Annotated in this window: 21 protein-coding genes; 11 read left to right on the forward strand and 10 right to left on the reverse strand. The window is 45.4% G+C overall.

The features are described 5' to 3' along the window. Positions 1 to 186: 186 nt before the first annotated feature. Complete coding sequence (locus QT998_RS11420) at positions 187 to 321, reverse strand: hypothetical protein (protein ID WP_333117545.1); 135 nt, start codon at positions 319 to 321, stop codon at positions 187 to 189. A 41-nt stretch (positions 322 to 362) separates the two neighbouring features. Here QT998_RS11420 and QT998_RS11425 point away from each other — a divergent pair, with 41 nt between their 5' ends. Next, positions 363 to 656 (forward strand): TIGR03792 family protein, encoded by a 294-nt coding sequence (locus tag QT998_RS11425; protein WP_333091375.1) that lies wholly within the window; start codon positions 363 to 365, stop codon positions 654 to 656. 100 nt (positions 657 to 756) lie between these two features. Here the strand turns inward: QT998_RS11425 and QT998_RS11430 are convergent, their stop codons facing one another. After that, complete coding sequence (locus tag QT998_RS11430) at positions 757 to 891, reverse strand: hypothetical protein (RefSeq protein ID WP_255512998.1); 135 nt, start codon at positions 889 to 891, stop codon at positions 757 to 759. Between the two features lie 376 nt (positions 892 to 1,267). Between QT998_RS11430 and QT998_RS11435 the strand changes: the two genes are divergently transcribed. From QT998_RS11435 to gmk, 4 genes are all read left to right on the forward strand, one after another. Beyond that, positions 1,268 to 2,143, forward strand: a complete 876-nt coding sequence (locus tag QT998_RS11435) for a hypothetical protein (RefSeq protein WP_333091378.1) — start codon at positions 1,268 to 1,270, stop codon at positions 2,141 to 2,143. Between the two features lie 288 nt (positions 2,144 to 2,431). Continuing rightward, positions 2,432 to 4,534, forward strand: coding sequence for a M3 family metallopeptidase (locus QT998_RS11440; protein WP_333091380.1), 2,103 nt, complete (start codon positions 2,432 to 2,434; stop codon positions 4,532 to 4,534). A gap of 755 nt (positions 4,535 to 5,289) precedes the next feature. Further along, positions 5,290 to 5,556, forward strand: a complete 267-nt coding sequence (gene remA / locus QT998_RS11445; protein WP_194011293.1) for an extracellular matrix/biofilm regulator RemA — start codon at positions 5,290 to 5,292, stop codon at positions 5,554 to 5,556. A 78-nt stretch (positions 5,557 to 5,634) separates the two neighbouring features. Continuing rightward, entirely contained in the window at positions 5,635 to 6,198 is a 564-nt protein-coding gene (gene gmk / locus QT998_RS11450; RefSeq protein ID WP_194011294.1) for a guanylate kinase, read from the forward strand. 140 nt (positions 6,199 to 6,338) lie between these two features. Here gmk and QT998_RS11455 read toward each other — a convergent pair whose 3' ends face one another. Further along, positions 6,339 to 7,073, reverse strand: a complete 735-nt coding sequence (locus QT998_RS11455; RefSeq protein WP_228042135.1) for a hypothetical protein — start codon at positions 7,071 to 7,073, stop codon at positions 6,339 to 6,341. Between the two features lie 106 nt (positions 7,074 to 7,179). On the opposite strand from QT998_RS11455, the gene xseA reads away from it, so the two are divergent. Beyond that, the gene (gene xseA / locus QT998_RS11460) at positions 7,180 to 8,340 is read left to right on the forward strand and encodes an exodeoxyribonuclease VII large subunit (RefSeq protein ID WP_333117543.1); all 1,161 of its coding nucleotides are present in this window, start codon (positions 7,180 to 7,182) and stop codon (positions 8,338 to 8,340) included. Between the two features lie 5 nt (positions 8,341 to 8,345). After that, positions 8,346 to 8,573, forward strand: coding sequence for an exodeoxyribonuclease VII small subunit (gene xseB / locus QT998_RS11465; protein WP_106149016.1), 228 nt, complete (start codon positions 8,346 to 8,348; stop codon positions 8,571 to 8,573). 423 nt (positions 8,574 to 8,996) lie between these two features. On the opposite strand, the gene QT998_RS11470 is transcribed toward xseB, so the two are convergent. The 4 genes from QT998_RS11470 to QT998_RS11485 all read right to left on the reverse strand — a co-directional run bounded on the left by QT998_RS11470 (position 8,997) and on the right by QT998_RS11485 (position 11,230). Beyond that, complete coding sequence (locus QT998_RS11470) at positions 8,997 to 9,206, reverse strand: CsbD family protein (RefSeq protein ID WP_106149015.1); 210 nt, start codon at positions 9,204 to 9,206, stop codon at positions 8,997 to 8,999. A gap of 263 nt (positions 9,207 to 9,469) precedes the next feature. Further along, positions 9,470 to 10,306 (reverse strand): PHP domain-containing protein, encoded by an 837-nt coding sequence (locus QT998_RS11475; RefSeq protein ID WP_333117541.1) that lies wholly within the window; start codon positions 10,304 to 10,306, stop codon positions 9,470 to 9,472. 350 nt (positions 10,307 to 10,656) lie between these two features. Then, complete coding sequence (locus QT998_RS11480; protein ID WP_194011298.1) at positions 10,657 to 10,938, reverse strand: hypothetical protein; 282 nt, start codon at positions 10,936 to 10,938, stop codon at positions 10,657 to 10,659. Between the two features lie 130 nt (positions 10,939 to 11,068). Further along, on the reverse strand, positions 11,069 to 11,230 hold the full coding sequence (locus QT998_RS11485) for a hypothetical protein (protein WP_194068761.1): 162 nt from the start codon (positions 11,228 to 11,230) through the stop codon (positions 11,069 to 11,071). 191 nt (positions 11,231 to 11,421) lie between these two features. Here QT998_RS11485 and QT998_RS11490 point away from each other — a divergent pair, with 191 nt between their 5' ends. Continuing rightward, the gene (locus tag QT998_RS11490) at positions 11,422 to 11,748 is read left to right on the forward strand and encodes a hypothetical protein (protein ID WP_194068762.1); all 327 of its coding nucleotides are present in this window, start codon (positions 11,422 to 11,424) and stop codon (positions 11,746 to 11,748) included. 319 nt (positions 11,749 to 12,067) lie between these two features. Here the strand turns inward: QT998_RS11490 and QT998_RS11495 are convergent, their stop codons facing one another. Beyond that, entirely contained in the window at positions 12,068 to 12,532 is a 465-nt protein-coding gene (locus QT998_RS11495; RefSeq protein ID WP_194068764.1) for a hypothetical protein, read from the reverse strand. Positions 12,533 to 12,587: 55 nt separating this feature from the next. On the opposite strand from QT998_RS11495, the gene QT998_RS11500 reads away from it, so the two are divergent. Together QT998_RS11500 and QT998_RS11505 are read left to right on the forward strand one after the other, a co-directional pair. Further along, positions 12,588 to 13,208 (forward strand): histidine phosphatase family protein, encoded by a 621-nt coding sequence (locus tag QT998_RS11500; RefSeq protein ID WP_194068766.1) that lies wholly within the window; start codon positions 12,588 to 12,590, stop codon positions 13,206 to 13,208. 54 nt (positions 13,209 to 13,262) lie between these two features. Continuing rightward, positions 13,263 to 13,634 (forward strand): VOC family protein, encoded by a 372-nt coding sequence (locus QT998_RS11505; RefSeq protein ID WP_194068767.1) that lies wholly within the window; start codon positions 13,263 to 13,265, stop codon positions 13,632 to 13,634. 123 nt (positions 13,635 to 13,757) lie between these two features. Here QT998_RS11505 and QT998_RS11510 read toward each other — a convergent pair whose 3' ends face one another. Both QT998_RS11510 and QT998_RS11515 read right to left on the reverse strand, forming a co-directional pair. Next, positions 13,758 to 14,018 (reverse strand): hypothetical protein, encoded by a 261-nt coding sequence (locus QT998_RS11510; protein ID WP_333117539.1) that lies wholly within the window; start codon positions 14,016 to 14,018, stop codon positions 13,758 to 13,760. A gap of 76 nt (positions 14,019 to 14,094) precedes the next feature. Then, positions 14,095 to 14,766: a phosphoribosyltransferase gene (locus tag QT998_RS11515; RefSeq protein ID WP_333091393.1), complete on the reverse strand. Its 672-nt coding sequence runs from the start codon at positions 14,764 to 14,766 to the stop codon at positions 14,095 to 14,097. 260 nt (positions 14,767 to 15,026) lie between these two features. Between QT998_RS11515 and QT998_RS11520 the strand changes: the two genes are divergently transcribed. Continuing rightward, positions 15,027 to 15,704, forward strand: coding sequence for a uracil-DNA glycosylase (locus tag QT998_RS11520; protein WP_333091394.1), 678 nt, complete (start codon positions 15,027 to 15,029; stop codon positions 15,702 to 15,704). Positions 15,705 to 15,771 lie beyond the last annotated feature (67 nt).

Raw genomic sequence — 15,771 nt, forward strand, 5'->3', positions numbered from 1 at the left:
GGACTTATTGTACCGGTTATAAATAGTGCGTCAAAGATTTCTGGGCGTAACTCATATTTAACCATTTGGAGAATCTGGGTTTGGCATTTAATAGTGCTGTTCCCCGATTTTTGGCAATAGACTAGCAATTGCATAAATCGGAAAATACCCTAAAATCATCTGCGTCAATCAGTGTTGCATCTGCCTTTAATCTGCGGTTTCTGGATTGAGAAAAGACTTCTGCAACTCAAGTCTATTGCACCGCTGGCTAACTCCATAAAACATCTTTTTCTTCAAAGCCGGAGATGCTCCATAAGCGCCCCGTGTGACGGTATAGTCCATACTAAAATCTAAAATCGGTTGATTTATAAGGGAAAAATAATATGGTAATTGAGTGGCTGAAATTTAAAGTACCTCCCGAAAAGTGGGAGCAGTTTATCCTGCGAGATGAAGAAGTTTGGACAGCAGGACTAAAAAATTTCCCCGGTTTTTTGGGTAAGGAAATTTGGGTGGATGCGGTGGAAAATGAGGTGGTGATGTTGATCCGCTGGGAAACTAGGGAGAAGTGGAAGTCGGTGTCACAAAGCACAATCGAGGAGTTGGATGCCCAAATGGGCGATTTGCAAATTGCGATCGCCGAAAGTCGCGAATATCAAGTTCCCCACTTCTTGGCTTAGTTCCGAAGTTCGGCGGGGAACAATGTAGGGGTGGCAGCGGATGTAACGGATGGAAAATGGAATAATTTCCTATTCTCAATTCTCCAAGATGGTGGTTATTTTAAGCAAATTTTGCATAGAGAGCTAAAATAAAATTCACGCTTAAAAAGCCGACTGCGAGTACGAGAATGATAAAGATTGCGATACTGAAAATAGACTTTAGCCGATCGCCAATTTCTGGTTTTTCTGAGTTCATCGGTCAATTTTTGCTGTAAATTGGTTCCGGGAAATTGAGCAAGAATATATTATACCAATGCAGGAACAAAAATGCAACTTCAGAACGGCTCAAAACTCCGATCGCCCTCATGAGGTGGCATTTTTCATCTCAAATCTAAAAATCGACTGGCTTTTGTAGCGATGGTCGATCACCCAAACCAGATCGCACCCGCCTCCTGTAAAATAGAGGGCGCGCTGGGTTTTACCGTTTAACAGCCCCAATGGCGGGCGATCGCGCCTAGGTATCCCAAATACATAATAATATACCAGTTATCCTTAACCTACTCAATAAGGTAAAAATAGAAGAGTGTCACGAAATAATCTAAAACATATAACTGAAAAAAGGATATAAATCAATGCTTCACCCAGTCTCGCAACCTTACCAACAACGAGAAAATACTATGACCCAAAGAGCCGTGCGGAAGCCAAACCCCTCTGCTAGAAACCACTTAAGGCCAAGTTTTCCTCAAAGACACTGGCTGGAACTAGCAGAATACGCCTCTCTGGCGGCCTCTGGAGTCGGTTCCCTGGCGGTAGCACTGTCGGGTCAAGCTTTTTACGGAGTAGCGCCCCTCACTTTGGCTTTGTCGCTGAATGTTGCTAACCGATATCGATTCGAGCAACAAGTGCGGGTTCACCAAAATTCCGAACTAGCCAGCGTCCAAAACTCGGTAAATAAAGTCGAAAAAACGGCGGTGACGGTAATTGTAAAATTGCGGAAGCAGTTGTCAGGAGATATTGCAACGCTGCGCCAGCAAATGGCTGCATTACCTAGAACAGAAGGCTTTGACGAGTCTCTAGACATTGAGATGCAGTTGCTGAGTTTGGGAGAATCGGTAGCTTCTTTGCAAGAAATCGTAGCATCTGCCGTGCTCAATGTCCGCGAGCAAGTAAGCCAACAACTGCAAGATTTATCCGTTGGCCAACCTGCAAATCTCGAAGCCGTGGAAGACGCGATAGAGAAACTGCAAACCGCAACAAAATGCTTGACAGAAACTGCTATCACCCAAGACGAATGGGAAGCAGTAAATAGTCGATTCTTGGAAATCCAGAAAGTTATGGCAAATCTGCAAAGCCAACTGCAATCTACCCCGCACCAATCGACTCCCGATTTGTCTGCAGTCCAAGCTCAAATCTACCGTTTGGAACACGAGCAACAAGAAGTTGTGAAACCTCACCTCAAGCGTTTAATCTCGGTAGTAAAGCAGTTGCAGCATACGCAAGAAAGTTAGTTGGCCGTTGACTGTTGACAGTTAGCAGTTGTTAGGAAAGCAGTTGTTAGGAAAGCAGTTGTTAGTTGTTAGTTGAGAGGAAAGCAGTTGTTAGTTGTCGGGAGTCGGGAGAATATAAGGAAGATTTTCCTAATTCTCCCCCTCTCCCCCTCTCCCCCTCTCCCACTCTCCCACTCTCCTCTTCTCCCCATCTCCCGGCTGGAGTCCAAATTTTTCGACAATTGTGTTACAAAATTAAAAGCGAATCTGTCTAGTTCACCTGTTTTCAGCCTCTTACAATAAAATTAAATGACTGCAACCGTAAATATTCCTGATAACCCATTACTAATTGGCCAAGGATTGCCGACCTTTGACGCGATCGCCCCAGAGCACGTAATCCCAGCCATTACCGAACTGCTGACCGAGCTAGAAGGCTCGCTAGCTGCCTTAGAAGCCTCTGTAGAACCGACTTGGAGCGGTTTAGTAGAACCCTTACAACAGCTTGGAGAGCGCTTAAATTGGAGCTGGAGCATTGTCGGACATTTGATGGGGGTGAAAAATAGCCCGGAATTGCGATCGGCCCACGAAACAGTGCAGCCGGAAGTAGTAAAATTTTGGAGCAAAGTCAGTCAAAGCAAACCGCTTTACGAAGCTTTTAAAGCGCTGCGGGCCAACAAAAATTGGGACAACTTAGAGTCAGCTCAACAGCGAATTGTCGAAGCCGCTCTCCGAGATGCACAACTCTCCGGCGTGGGTTTAGAAGGCGAACAAAAAGAGCGTTTTAATGCCATTCAATTAGAATTGGCCGAAATTACTACTCAATTTTCCAATCACGTCCTCGACGCTACCAAAGCTTTCAGCATCACCCTCACAAACAAAGAGGAAATTGACGGTTTACCGCCGAGTTTGTTGAGTTTAGCAGCCCAAGCCGCTCGCAGTGCCGGTGCAGAAAATGCCGATGCCGAAAACGGCCCTTGGCGGATTACTTTAGACTTCCCCAGTTACGGCCCTTTCATGCAGCACAGCACTCGCCGCGAGTTGCGCGAAAAGTTGTACAAAGCTTTTATCAGCAGAGCCAGCAGTGGAGAGTTGAATAACTGGCCTTTGACCGATCGCATTTTAGCACTGCGCCAGGAAAAAGCAGCCTTGCTCGGCTTTAACAGTTATGCCGAATTGAGTCTGGCGACCAAAATGGCTCCCGACGTTGCGGCAGTCGAAGCTTTGTTAGAAGAATTGCGCCAAGCTAGTTACAGTGCTGCTGTCAAAGATTTAGAAGAGTTAAAAGCGTTTGCGGCGGCCAAAGGTGCGCCGGAATCCGGGGATTTGAAGCACTGGGATATGGGTTTTTGGTCGGAACGGCAGCGGGAAGAAAAGTTTGCTTTTAGTGCAGAAGAATTGCGCCCTTATTTTGCTCTGCCACAGGTATTGGATGGCTTATTTGGATTAGTAAAGCGGCTGTTTGGCGTGACAGTAACGGCGGCGGACGGTCAAGCTCCTGTGTGGCACAAAGATGTGCGCTATTTCCAAATAGATGATGAAGCCGGAAATACGATCGCCAATTTCTATTTAGACCCCTACAGTCGCCCAGAAGAAAAGCGCGGCGGTGCTTGGATGAACGATTGCGTGGTGCGCGCTAAATTTGTGGAAGCGGGAAAAACCATCACGCGGTTGCCGGTGGCTTATTTGGTGTGCAACCAAAGTCCTCCGGTGGACGGAAAACCGAGTTTAATGACTTTTCTGGAAGTCGAAACTTTGTTTCACGAATTCGGTCACGGTTTGCAGCATATGCTGACAACGGTGGACTATGCGGGGGCTTCTGGAATCAATAATGTTGAGTGGGATGCGGTGGAATTGCCCAGTCAATTTATGGAAAATTGGTGTTACGATCGGGCTACTTTGTTCGGGATGGCAAAGCATTACCAAACCGGGGAAACTTTACCGGAACACTATTACCAAAAACTGCTAGCAGCGCGCCACTACATGAGCGGTAGCGTCATGCTCAGACAAGTACATTTTAGCAGTATCGATATCGAATTGCACCACCGCTACCAGTCGGGCGGTAGCGAAACTGTGGCGGATGTCCGCAATCGCATCGCTAAAACTACGACTGTTTTACCTCCTCTGAAAGAAGACGCATTTTTGTGCGCTTTCGGACACATTTTTGCGGGCGGTTATGCGGCGGGCTATTACAGTTATAAATGGGCGGAAGTTCTCAGCGCTGATGCTTTTGCGGCGTTTGAGGAGGCTGGTTTGGAAGATGAAGATGCGATCGCCTCTACGGGTAAACGCTTCCGCGAGACTGTGTTGGGATTGGGCGGCAGTTTGCACCCGATGGAAGTGTTTAAAACTTTCCGGGGGCGCGAACCTAGCACTAAGGCTTTGTTAAGACACAGCGGTTTAGTTGCGGCTTAATCGACTGTGGAATATCAATCCTGGTTGTACCGTCAGGTGATTGTTGACTGTTGACTGTTGACTGTTGACTCGCGGTCGAAAAACTGAATGGTTGAGTGTTAACTGCTGACTCGATTTTATTATTTCGATGCAGCCGGAAACGATATAAAAACCGGGATTAATACGGGTGAATGTATCTGGATTAATCCCGGTTTTTTCCTGAATTCAAAGGTTTGTAGTCAGGACTTCATCAGCTAACCGGCATTTAATTTGCACGCTCCGAAAGCTCCAACCCTACACCCGACACCCCACACTCCTTTCGACAATTTCAATATGCAATTTAGAGGCGCAGCTATCCCTCTTGAGAAATCGCCAGCCGACTTTAGCTTAGGTTGAAGGCTCATCAAAGCAGCATCAGTGTTAATACTTTCAGTATAAACTGCCCTTTCCAAATATTTGCTGTAATCTATCAGTGATTATACTTAATTTCCATCAACTAGAAGTTAACTTTATATTTTGCAATATTTACGGGCTGTTTTTTCGATACAGCTAAGGCTTTTATTGGCAACTAAAAAACCTGGATTTTACCAAATCTTTAATATAAGCGGTTAACAGCGCTAGTTTTTTAAAGTTTTGATAAAGACGGTGGGACGGCGACTCAAAAAATAGAAAGAAAGCAGGTAAAAATTCAAAAATTGTATTGTCAAAAAACTTTGATATATATGATAATAAGTAAAGATTGATGGTTACTCGTTCACCCAAAATTTAAGATTTTCATGGATATTCAATTAATTAATATCGGTTTTGGTAATATTGTGTCGGCTAACCGAGTGATTGCCATTGTCAGTCCCGAATCGGCACCAATTAAGCGTATAATTACTGATGCGCGGGAGCGCGGACAATTGGTTGATGCTACCTACGGCCGCCGCACGAGGGCGGTAATTATTACAGATTCGAGTCATGTCATCCTCTCGGCGATTCAGCCGGAAACGGTGGCTAATCGTTTTGCGATCGGTAAAGACAGTCAAGTTCGGGATGATTGATGTTTATCAGTTGCAATTTGAGCACTTACAGTATACAGTAACCGAAAGCTTAAATTGTTACGAGTTTCTATTCTAAAAATGAAATCCGGTAAATTAATTGTTCTGACTGGGCCTAGCGGTGTGGGGAAAGGCACCTTAGTCCGATCGCTCCTCAATCGCCATCCCGAATTATGTCTTTCGGTATCCGTCACAACTCGTACACCGCGCGAGGGAGAAATTGAGGGAAAACACTACTATTTTGTCAGCCGCAGCCGTTTTGAACAAATGGTTGAGGCTGACGAGTTAGCAGAATGGGCAGAGTTTGCCGGCAATCTTTACGGTACTCCCTATTTTGCTCTAACACAGGGCATTGGTGAGGGAAAATGGGTAATCTTAGAAATTGAACTCGAAGGAGCAAGGCAAATTAGAAATAAGTTTCCAGAGGCTTTGCGACTTTTTATTTTACCTCCTTCTTGGGAAGAATTGGAACGGCGGCTGCGGAGTCGGGGTCAAGATTCTGAAAGTGCGATCGCCCGGAGATTGCTGCGGGCCAAGGAGGAAATTGAAGCGGCGGGAGAATTCGATTTTCAGGTTGTTAATGACGATTTAGAATTTGCTTTAAAAGGACTAGAATCCGTATTGTTTGTCAGCGATAGGAAATGATTTGATATAGCGGTTATCAAGCGTGGTGAGGTATGCCCGGTTTTGCCGGTTGGGCCTATGCCGCATAGTACCTCATCGAGTTTATGAAAAAGGCTATATTACCAATTACCAATTACCAATTACCAATTACCAATTACCAATTACCAATTACCAATTACCCATTTTTCTGTACGCGCTAAAACTTCGGTACTTTTTTTGACAGCAACACAAATTTTTAAATTAATTTCCAGAATATTAAAGGAAGAGGAAAAGTTTCGCAGAGGTTCTATTTCGCGAGCAGAACAGCCCAACATTTCCATATAAGCTAGTGTCCAGCCAATAGCTGCAATATCGCTTATATAGCCTTCTCCGGCGCACAGGTGACAACCCGATTCAACCTCTGGATAGCACTCAGGACAAACCCAATTGCTGACTTGTGAATTGATCTGAATTGTACGGGATGTTGAGGCAATTGTTAAGGCTTTAATGTGGTTTTGAACTACTTGTTTAAAGCCTCGGTTTTGGTGGCTGAGGCGGTCGGAATTGTTGGGCTGTCCGATCGCGCTTCCTGACTGTGGTGGCGAGGCCAGAGGTGATGTGCGGTTCTCAATTTTGAATGGAGATTCGCCCAGATTCGCCGTTAGCTGAATACCGCAGTCTTTGAACTCAAGGGGCTGAGAGTCTTTGATGGCGCGGGAAGAATCGGATTCTGCGCGATCCTCTTCGAGGGCTTCGCCAACGGCAAAATCTTGCATCGAGAGATGATGTTCGATCGCCAAAGACCAAGTTCTTTTATGGCGGAGATCGCCATATTTTCTCGCTTCGGCATCGGTAATGCCGATCGCCGCAGCCTCTTGCCGCAGCACATTCATCGAAGTCATGACATCTGATATCATTAATTTATTTACAACTAATATACGATCGCCAAATCAACCCGCACAAATTACCTTAAATATAGTAGCCTAAATCTAAAATCTAGAATCTAAAATCTCAAATTGTTAGATGAATTCAATTTTTCCTGAGACAACGTTGTCGGTGGGCGGACTAACATCATACCTGCAAGAGTTGCTGGAGGGCGATCGCCACCTGCGATCGGTTTGGCTGATCGGCGAGGTGTCCAACGTTTCGCAGCACGCCAGCGGCTGCTTTTTCACTCTCTGCGACAGTGACAAAAGCGCTGCGATTCGCTGCGTGGCGTGGAATTCTCAGCGGCAAAAATTATTGAAGTTACCCGTAAAAGGTGAGCAATTGCTGGTTTTTGGAAGCATCCGGGTTTACAAAAATCGCGGCGAGTATCAGTTGACAGTTGTGCAATCGCTACCGGCTGGGGAAGGATTGGATGCTTTGCGGTTGCAGCAATTGCGATCGCGCTTGGAAGCTGAGGGTTTCTTCGATCCCGCCAGAAAGCGCCCGATTCCGGCACACCCGCAAATTGTGGCGGTGGTGACATCGGATAGCGCTGCTGCGTGGGGGGACATTCAGCGCACTCTAGCGCAGAGATATCCGGGTTTGCGGGTGTTGCTGTCGCCGACTTTGGTGCAGGGAGATTTGGCTCCGGCTGCAATTGCTAGGGCGATCGCGCGTGTAGAATTGGACGGTAGGGCCGATGCGATCATTTTAGCGCGGGGCGGCGGTTCTGCGGAGGATTTGGCTTGTTTTAATGATGAAAGAGTTGTCAGGGCGATCGCCAATTGTGCAATTCCAATTATTACAGGAATCGGACACGAAAGAGACGAATCTCTCGCCGATTTAGTAGCAGATAAACGAGCTCACACTCCGACAGCCGCAGCGGCCCAAGCCGTACCAATTTTAGCAGATATTTACTCGGAACACCAGCAAAGAATGCTGAATTTAGCAAGTGTTGTCAAAGCCAGATTTCAGACAGAATCAGAACATTTGCAACAGTTACAAAACCGACTAAAACGGTTGCCTGCGACATCGCGAACTTTGCGGCAAGCAACTGGTAAACTGGAAATATTGCAAGAAAAGTTAGCAGCCCTAAATCCGGCGGCGGTTTTGGAAAGGGGTTATGCGGCGGTAATGCAAGCTGACGGTAGGATTGTCCGCGAAACTGGCGGTTTAGAATTGGGAGACGAATTGACCGTGAGGTTGAGTCGGGGGGTGCTGAAAGTTAAGATTGTAGAAGTGCTGGATGCAGAATAAATGCTATGGTTAAGTCGAAGTTGCGCCAGTCTGACTGGAATTATGAGGAAACGGTCGATCGCATAGAAGCGATTATCGATCGGGTGGAATCTGGAGAATTGCCACTAGAGGAGGTTTTCGAGCAGTTTGCGGTGGCTGTCGAGTGTTTGCAGGAGTGCGAAGGTTTTCTAGCGCGGGGGAAGGATCGGATGGAATTGGCGATCGAGCTTTTAGCCAAAGAACCAGACTTTTAAGCGCAGGCGAACGCCGATAAATGTGGATGAAATATGTTGATTCGTTATTGGATAAGTAATATCAAATCCGGTTGCATCGGAATGATTCAGATATATATTCTCGGACTCTGTGTACTCTGTGTTCTAATAAGGTTAAATCATTCCGATGCCAGCGGAAACGATATAATTACTATAAGATTTTGTAGTTTTACAACACCATGTTTGCGATACTGAGATAGCGGTTCTCACAAAAGTGAGGTATGCCCTATCCCGGATAGTACCTCCTATGAGAGCACAGAAAGGCTATACCTAAGTTCAGAAAACTTGTTAGGACACGATCTTACGGTTACTAAGCGGAGTCGAAGGACATTCAAGTTTGATAAAAATTCTTGTGGGGTAGACCAGAAAGCCTGCCCCAAAAATACAATCTAGATGCCCGACAGCTTACAATTTGTCGATCGCTCTTTTAGCTTTATCTGCGATATTTTTCACAGCATCTTTAGCATCTTCTGCTGCGTGGCGGGCGGCGGATTCCGCTTGTTTTGCTTGGCCTTCAGCTTGGTCTTTTTTGTTCCCGGTGATGTTTCCGAAAATTTCCTGAGCTTTGCCTTCTACGTTTTTGCCGATCGCCTTTGCCCTGTCTTCTACACTCATAATCAGCTCCGCTGGGTAGTTAAACGTTATTGCTATCCTAACATTAGCTCAACTGAAATCCCTCCCTAACTTCACATTAATTTATGTTGGGTTTGATGGCGAGCTGTTTTTAGTAGGGTGCGTCATAATGACTTAATTATTTCGATTGACTCGCTATATAAACTGACGCACCCTACAGAACGATCGCGAGGTCTTATAAGGTGCGTTATAATGACTTGATTATTCCCATCTGCTCCGGTTTAAACTGACGCAGCCTACAGTTATTACTTCAAACTCGCCGCAGCAACCTTAATCGGTTCCAGCAAGTCTAACGGTATGTGCAGCATATTCAATTGGGTAGTTTCAATACCTTTTCTTTCATTTCTTTCGGGTTCTGGGCCGTGATAATCGCTGCCGCCAGTTACCAGCAAACCGTATTCCAGACACAAATCTTTCAAGTTTTTCATTTGGCTGGAACTGTGGCTGGGATGGTATACTTCGACTCCCATTAAACCCGCATCTACTAATTCTTTCAACACTTCTTCAACAGCGCCGCCGCGAAATAAATAAGGGTGCGCCCACACCGGTACTGCGCCGCAACTCTTGAGTAAATCTATCCCTTCGGCGATGGAGAATTTCTCGTAATGCACGTAGGCGGGGCCGTCGTCTCGCAGCCAGCGATCGAAGGCTTCCCGCGATGATTTGGCGTGACCAGCTTTTACCAGCGCCGAGGCAATGTGAGGCCTTCCCGGTGCCATTCCTGGGGATGTTGTTGGTAGTTCGATCGCATATCCCAGTGCTGCTAATTTTTCTACCATTTCCTGCGATCGCCTCAATCTTCCTTCTATGCGATCGTTCAAAGGAACGCGCAACTTATTTGCATCGGGATAAAAACCTAGAATGTGCAGCGATCGACCGTTGTGGACTGTACTGAGTTCGAGTCCGGGGACTATTTCGATACCGTGCAAAGCAGCGGCGGCGAAGGCTTCATCCCAACCCGACATCGTATCGTGATCGGTGACGGCCAAGGCGCGAACCCCCGAAGAAGCGGCGGCTGCTACGAGTTCGGCTGGGGTGAGAGTACCGTCGGAATAAGTTGTGTGACAGTGGAGTTCTAGCATTTTTTTATGGTAAATAAAACTCTGCGAAACCTGCAATTATTCTCATCATTCATCGAACATATATCCTCACTTCAAACAATACAATAAATTATTTTAATTTAAATTTAGCTGGTTGTAATAAATTCCCGCCTCTTTAAGATCGTATCCAGTCGATCGTCATCACAAAAACGGTTTGTAGTGCGGACTCGCATTCCGCTTTCATGCTGCAGAATCGCATTCGGCACTGCGAACTAATATTAGGTTAATCGACGAACATCATCTAACTGGGATATTTCTGTTGATTAAAACTCTACTCTATGTAAGTGGGTAAGCCCGCCATAACATTCAAATTTGCAGGCTCAACAGCTTAACTATTTCTGGATTTCTCGCATTGAGTGAAAGACACCATCTGGCAATTTGGAAGGAATCGGCGATATTTCAAGACTTTCTATGTTGTGAATAGGGATAACTACAAGTTTATCTGCTAATTCGATAATTATTGGATCGGCAGTCAAGAATTTGTGCAGGCGAGTACCTAAATTTGCTTGCTCTCCTACCCTTTCTGCTGACGAAATGAACTCGAACTCTTGCTGTTTGCCGTTGGTATAGTTGAGTGTCAGAGTGATAATTCTGTCTTGGTTGGTTGCTTCCATAATTTTTTCCCCTAGCGGTCGATCGGGCCTTTCGTCAAATTAACAATAAATCAAAAGTTGCGATCGCACCACCGTCCTTAGCTTTTGAGAACGCCGCGCTGTGGTTGCGAAAGTCTGGTAACAGCTAATTTTACCACAAAAACTGTACGGAAACTCCCCAACCTACCAAGTATACAGTTACCAATCGTGCTGTCTGCGCTTCGGGTCGGGCGATCGCCTTTGCCAGAAATCTTCGGGCGATTCCCCACCGGATAGCTTCGCAGCGCGTGCTTTGTGCTGTGCTAGTTAGCAAATTGGCTCAAATTAGCCTCTGCAGCCCCTTCACCCAAAGCGCCGTAAAGTTATACACCATCAACACTTGAGCGTTTTAGCGATCGAGATTTTTTGAGGTACAAACTGTGGAGGTTCCGATAGTGGCATTGTGCGATCCCTACCATTAAGGATTTTTTTATAAATTAATAACATAACATTCAGGTACAGCGTATGAAATCCACACTTTGCTATCCCGAAACCTCTGTTGAATCTCCGGCAGTTACTTTTGATAATAGTGCTATAGAATCTTGTATCGTAGCGGCTTGGATTGACTTAGTAGGAGGAGATTTTGAGAGTCTGGGAGGAGATGATTGGCTTAATTTGTGCGGCGACATTGACGACGGCGAAATTTACCGGGAATGGTTTTTGTGGCAAGATAGCGAAGTCACTCAAGAGTGGGAAGCTTACGATCCAATTACTAATTATCGAGTTGTAGCATCTAGCCGAGAAATGCTAATTTCTCAAATCGACCAAATCGAAGATGCCAGAAAAATTTAGCCTTTCGCGAGAATGTTACCTCTTGATGTTAGAAATTAACAATTCTGTCAAACTCGGTTTCTTCTCAACATTTTGAATCGAACGCGATACATCGCGAAACCGGGTTTTTCAGACCCAAAATATAGGTTTTGTTTCATTAGAATGGCTCCACCCACTAATTTAAAACTTGCGCGTCAATACCGAATAAACCGGATTTATTACCGAGAGTTAAAGCCACAATCGAATATTTTGTTACTCGTTACCAGGTTCTGCCTAGTAACGAGCCAAGCACAATTGAATATTTTTGTAAAAAACCGGGTTTCTGCGTAATTCCCGCAATTTATGTCGCTACAGATTTTTGTTTTTCTCGTTCTAATTTGCGTTGCTTCAAAGCGGCAAGATTTTGTTTGATCGTGTCGATCGCGGGGATATTCCCCTGCTGTTGGTATAATTCGCTGGCACGGATCAAATCTGCCACCGCTTCGCCGTCCGATCGCAAATTCGCAAAAATCAAACCGCGATTGTGGTAAACTTCTGCCGTTGCCACCTGTTGTATGGCGCTAGTAAATTTATCTTCAGCTTTGCGGTAATTTCCCAATTTATAAGCCTCAATTCCTGCTTGAAAATAAACCGCAGCTTTGCTACCTGCGTCAGTATCTGGAAATTCTGGCGAGTTTAAAATTGGTTCTTTAAACAGTACAGAAATGCTGCCCTTACCGAAGTAAGCCCAAGTCATTGTTCCTATGCCAATCCCCAGCGCAGCGACAACAATGACAGACAGAGCAATAAAATTTGTGAGTTCCATAGAGAAATATTTGTTGTATTACAATATGATAAGATAATTTCTAAGTTCTGGAACAATGGCAGCACAGATTTACCGCAACGGTCAATGGTTTTTCGGTTCCCTAGCTTTAGTATTGTCGATCGCGATAATGACTCAAACTGCCACTTCTGACGCAGCAACCAAAGCCCAAACTCAAGCGGGATGGCAATTATTGCAGCGGGGAGATACAGGGTTGGTGGTGGTAATGCGACACGCGATCGCCCCAGGCACCGGAGATCCTGCTAACTTTAAGTTAGGCGACTGTTCCAGCCAGCGCAATTTATCAGGACAAGGAAGAACCCAAGCCCAGCAAATTGGAGCCGAATTTCGCAAGCGCAACATCAAAATTGTTAGAGTTGTATCGAGTCAGTGGTGCCGGTGTTTGGAAACCGCAAAACTGATAAATTTAGGCAAAGTCGAGCCATTACCAGCCCTCAACTCGTTCTTTAGCGACAGCAGCCAAGAAGCCAGACAAACAACAACAATTCGCAAATTAATTGTTGATAATCGCAACACAAAAGGTGCTATTATTATGGTAACGCATCAAGTCAATATTACAGCGATAACAGATATTGTACCCCAAAGTGGCGAAGCTGTGATTCTCAAAGGCAATGCACGAGGCAAAATTCAAATAGTGGGACGAATTGGAGGATTTTAGATTTTTTTTGTTGCCATTTTTCCTTGTTAATTACCAGTTATCCATCTAATTTACATGACTTTCCAATACAGCGCCGCCCTAGTAACTTTAGCAGACCTCGACAACGAAGTTCTGGTCAAATTCTACACCAAATTTCTCGACATAGAACCAAATCCTTACATTCCCAATACCTATGCCGAATTTCAACTTCCCGGCTTAAGACTCGGCATATTCAAACCCAAAGATTTCCACAAATCGGAATTTGCAAATCGAGCAAAAACAGGCATGAGTTTGTGTTTGGAAGTCAGCGATATCGAAACTGCGATCGCCCGAATTTGGGCATTAGGATATCCGCCTGCCGGAGAAATTATCAAAGCCTCACACGGTTTAGAAATCTATGCTTTCGATCCCGCCGGCAACCGCATAATTTTGCATCAACCGCATTAGAATATAGGATAATCGCGAATAATTAGTGAACTCTCGATCATCTCTCCTCTTCCTTTGCATCCTAGCGCTGACGCGCGGCGAAAGCCTAAAGCGTCTTGGCGGTTAGTTCAAAAAAAATATCAACTATCTAATCATTTCAGCAAAGCTATAAAAACTAATAATTAATAATAGCAAAGCAGTCAAATGAGTTAATTGAAATTGAGGTTGCGGGCCCATATATTCCCGCACCAAAATTGAGAAAGACGAACCAATTATATAACTCAAAGAAAGCGTTAAATACTGCCACTGCAACGTTACACTCCACAGCCCCAACAAAATCATCGCCAAAGTCAACATCACCAACTCAACAAACCGAGGCGGATTGTGCTGAGTAGAGAGAATCACAGTGTTCAACCAATATTCCCAAGGTCTCATGTGTTAGCTAGCGATCGAGCTTTTAGATTTAGCCTTCTAGCTTAACCTACGATCGCCACTCAATCTGTCCCTGCAAACAGCCCAAAGCCTCCGCCGTCTCCACCTGCGGAAACTGCGCGTAAAAGCGACTGACACTGTAAAAAGGGTGAGGAGTCTCCAGAATAATCGACTTATCGCCTATTTGCGCCAAAAATCTCATCAAATCATGGGGGGCCACGGGCGAACAAATCCACAAAGCAGCCGGTTGCTGCGACTGCAGAGCCTGCGCCGCCACAGCCACCGTCATCCCCGTAGCAATGCCATCGTCCACCAAAATCGCCAAAGCCCCCGCCGCGCTGACATTTGGTCGTCCCGAAGCCAAATCTGCCAGCAGAGATTGAGCGCTATTTTCAGCTTGCTGGAGTGCTGATTTTTGCCAGCGTAAACTTGGCTGTTTTTGATTTTGCCAGAGAAGATGGCCGTCAGCAGTTGCAGCGCCGATCGCCAATTCTAAATTATCTGGGCGAGTAATTTTCTTCGCAACAACCACATCCAAAGGACAGCCCAAGCGACGTGCAATCGGCACAGCAACGGGCAAACCCCCGCGCGGCAAGGCATAAACAATCGGTTTCACAGCATTTTGTGCCGTTAAATTCAACTTGCCGAGCTCGTTTTCAACAGCAGCAGCCAGTTTTTCGCCTGCATCGGCGCGATCGTCAAAAAACGGGTTAGACAACATATTTCTGCCTGTACGAACTCAACAAAAAATGTGAAATTTACGAGTCAGAAACTCGGTTTATTCGCAGATACTTCGTGGCTAAACCAATATTTTTCCAAAAAACCGGGTTTCTGTGTCGCTAGTCCTGTGAGATTTGCGAGTGTTAAATTGAAATTGTGCCCGATCGCATCGCATAAAAGCATCTAGCCAATCTCAAATCACAAAACCCGATCTAAACTATAAACTCTAGACTCAACAAAATCTCTGTAATTGTAAAATATATGTCCAGCGACTTGCAACTCAGTCTTTTTGACAGCAATCAAAGTGCCGCCTTCCAAAACGACTCAATCCCAGTAAATGCCAAAATTCCCATTCCTCCGGGTACTTATCAGAATATGGAACAAATCGGCGAGCACTGCAACCGCTGTCACCGCTGCGAATTGGGCAACACCCGCACTCACGCCGTCATCGGGCGCGGCAATCCTCAAGCCTCAATTTTGATTGTGGGAGAAGCGCCCGGACAAAACGAAGATGAAACCGGATTGCCCTTCGTCGGGCGATCGGGCAAACTACTAGATAAGATTTTAGAATCCGTAGAATTGAGTGCAGAAACCGACGTATTCATAGCCAACGTCATCAAATGTCGCCCACCCAAAAACCGCCCTCCCACAGCCAAAGAAATCGAAGCTTGCAAACCATACTTGCTCGAACAAATTCGCATTTTAGATCCCAAAATCATTTTATTAACCGGTGCAACAGCCCTCAAAGGATTGTTAAGCGACAAGCGGCCAATTAGTAAAATCAGAGGTCAATGGATTCAATGGGAAGGACGGCTGTGTATGCCGATTTTCCACCCCTCATACTTGTTACGAAATCCTTCCCGCGAACCGGAAAGTCCGAAATGGTTTATGTGGCAAGATATGCAGGCTATAAAGGCTAAATTGGATGAATTAAAATAGCAATAGCAATAAATTTTTGTTGTTGATTGATAAGGGCGGGTTTCACCAACAATCTCTGATATTTACC

Origin of the sequence: Microcoleus sp. S1D4 (assembly GCF_036700765.1) — a bacterium.
In the GTDB taxonomy this organism is placed as follows: Bacteria; Cyanobacteriota; Cyanobacteriia; order Cyanobacteriales; family Microcoleaceae; genus Microcoleus.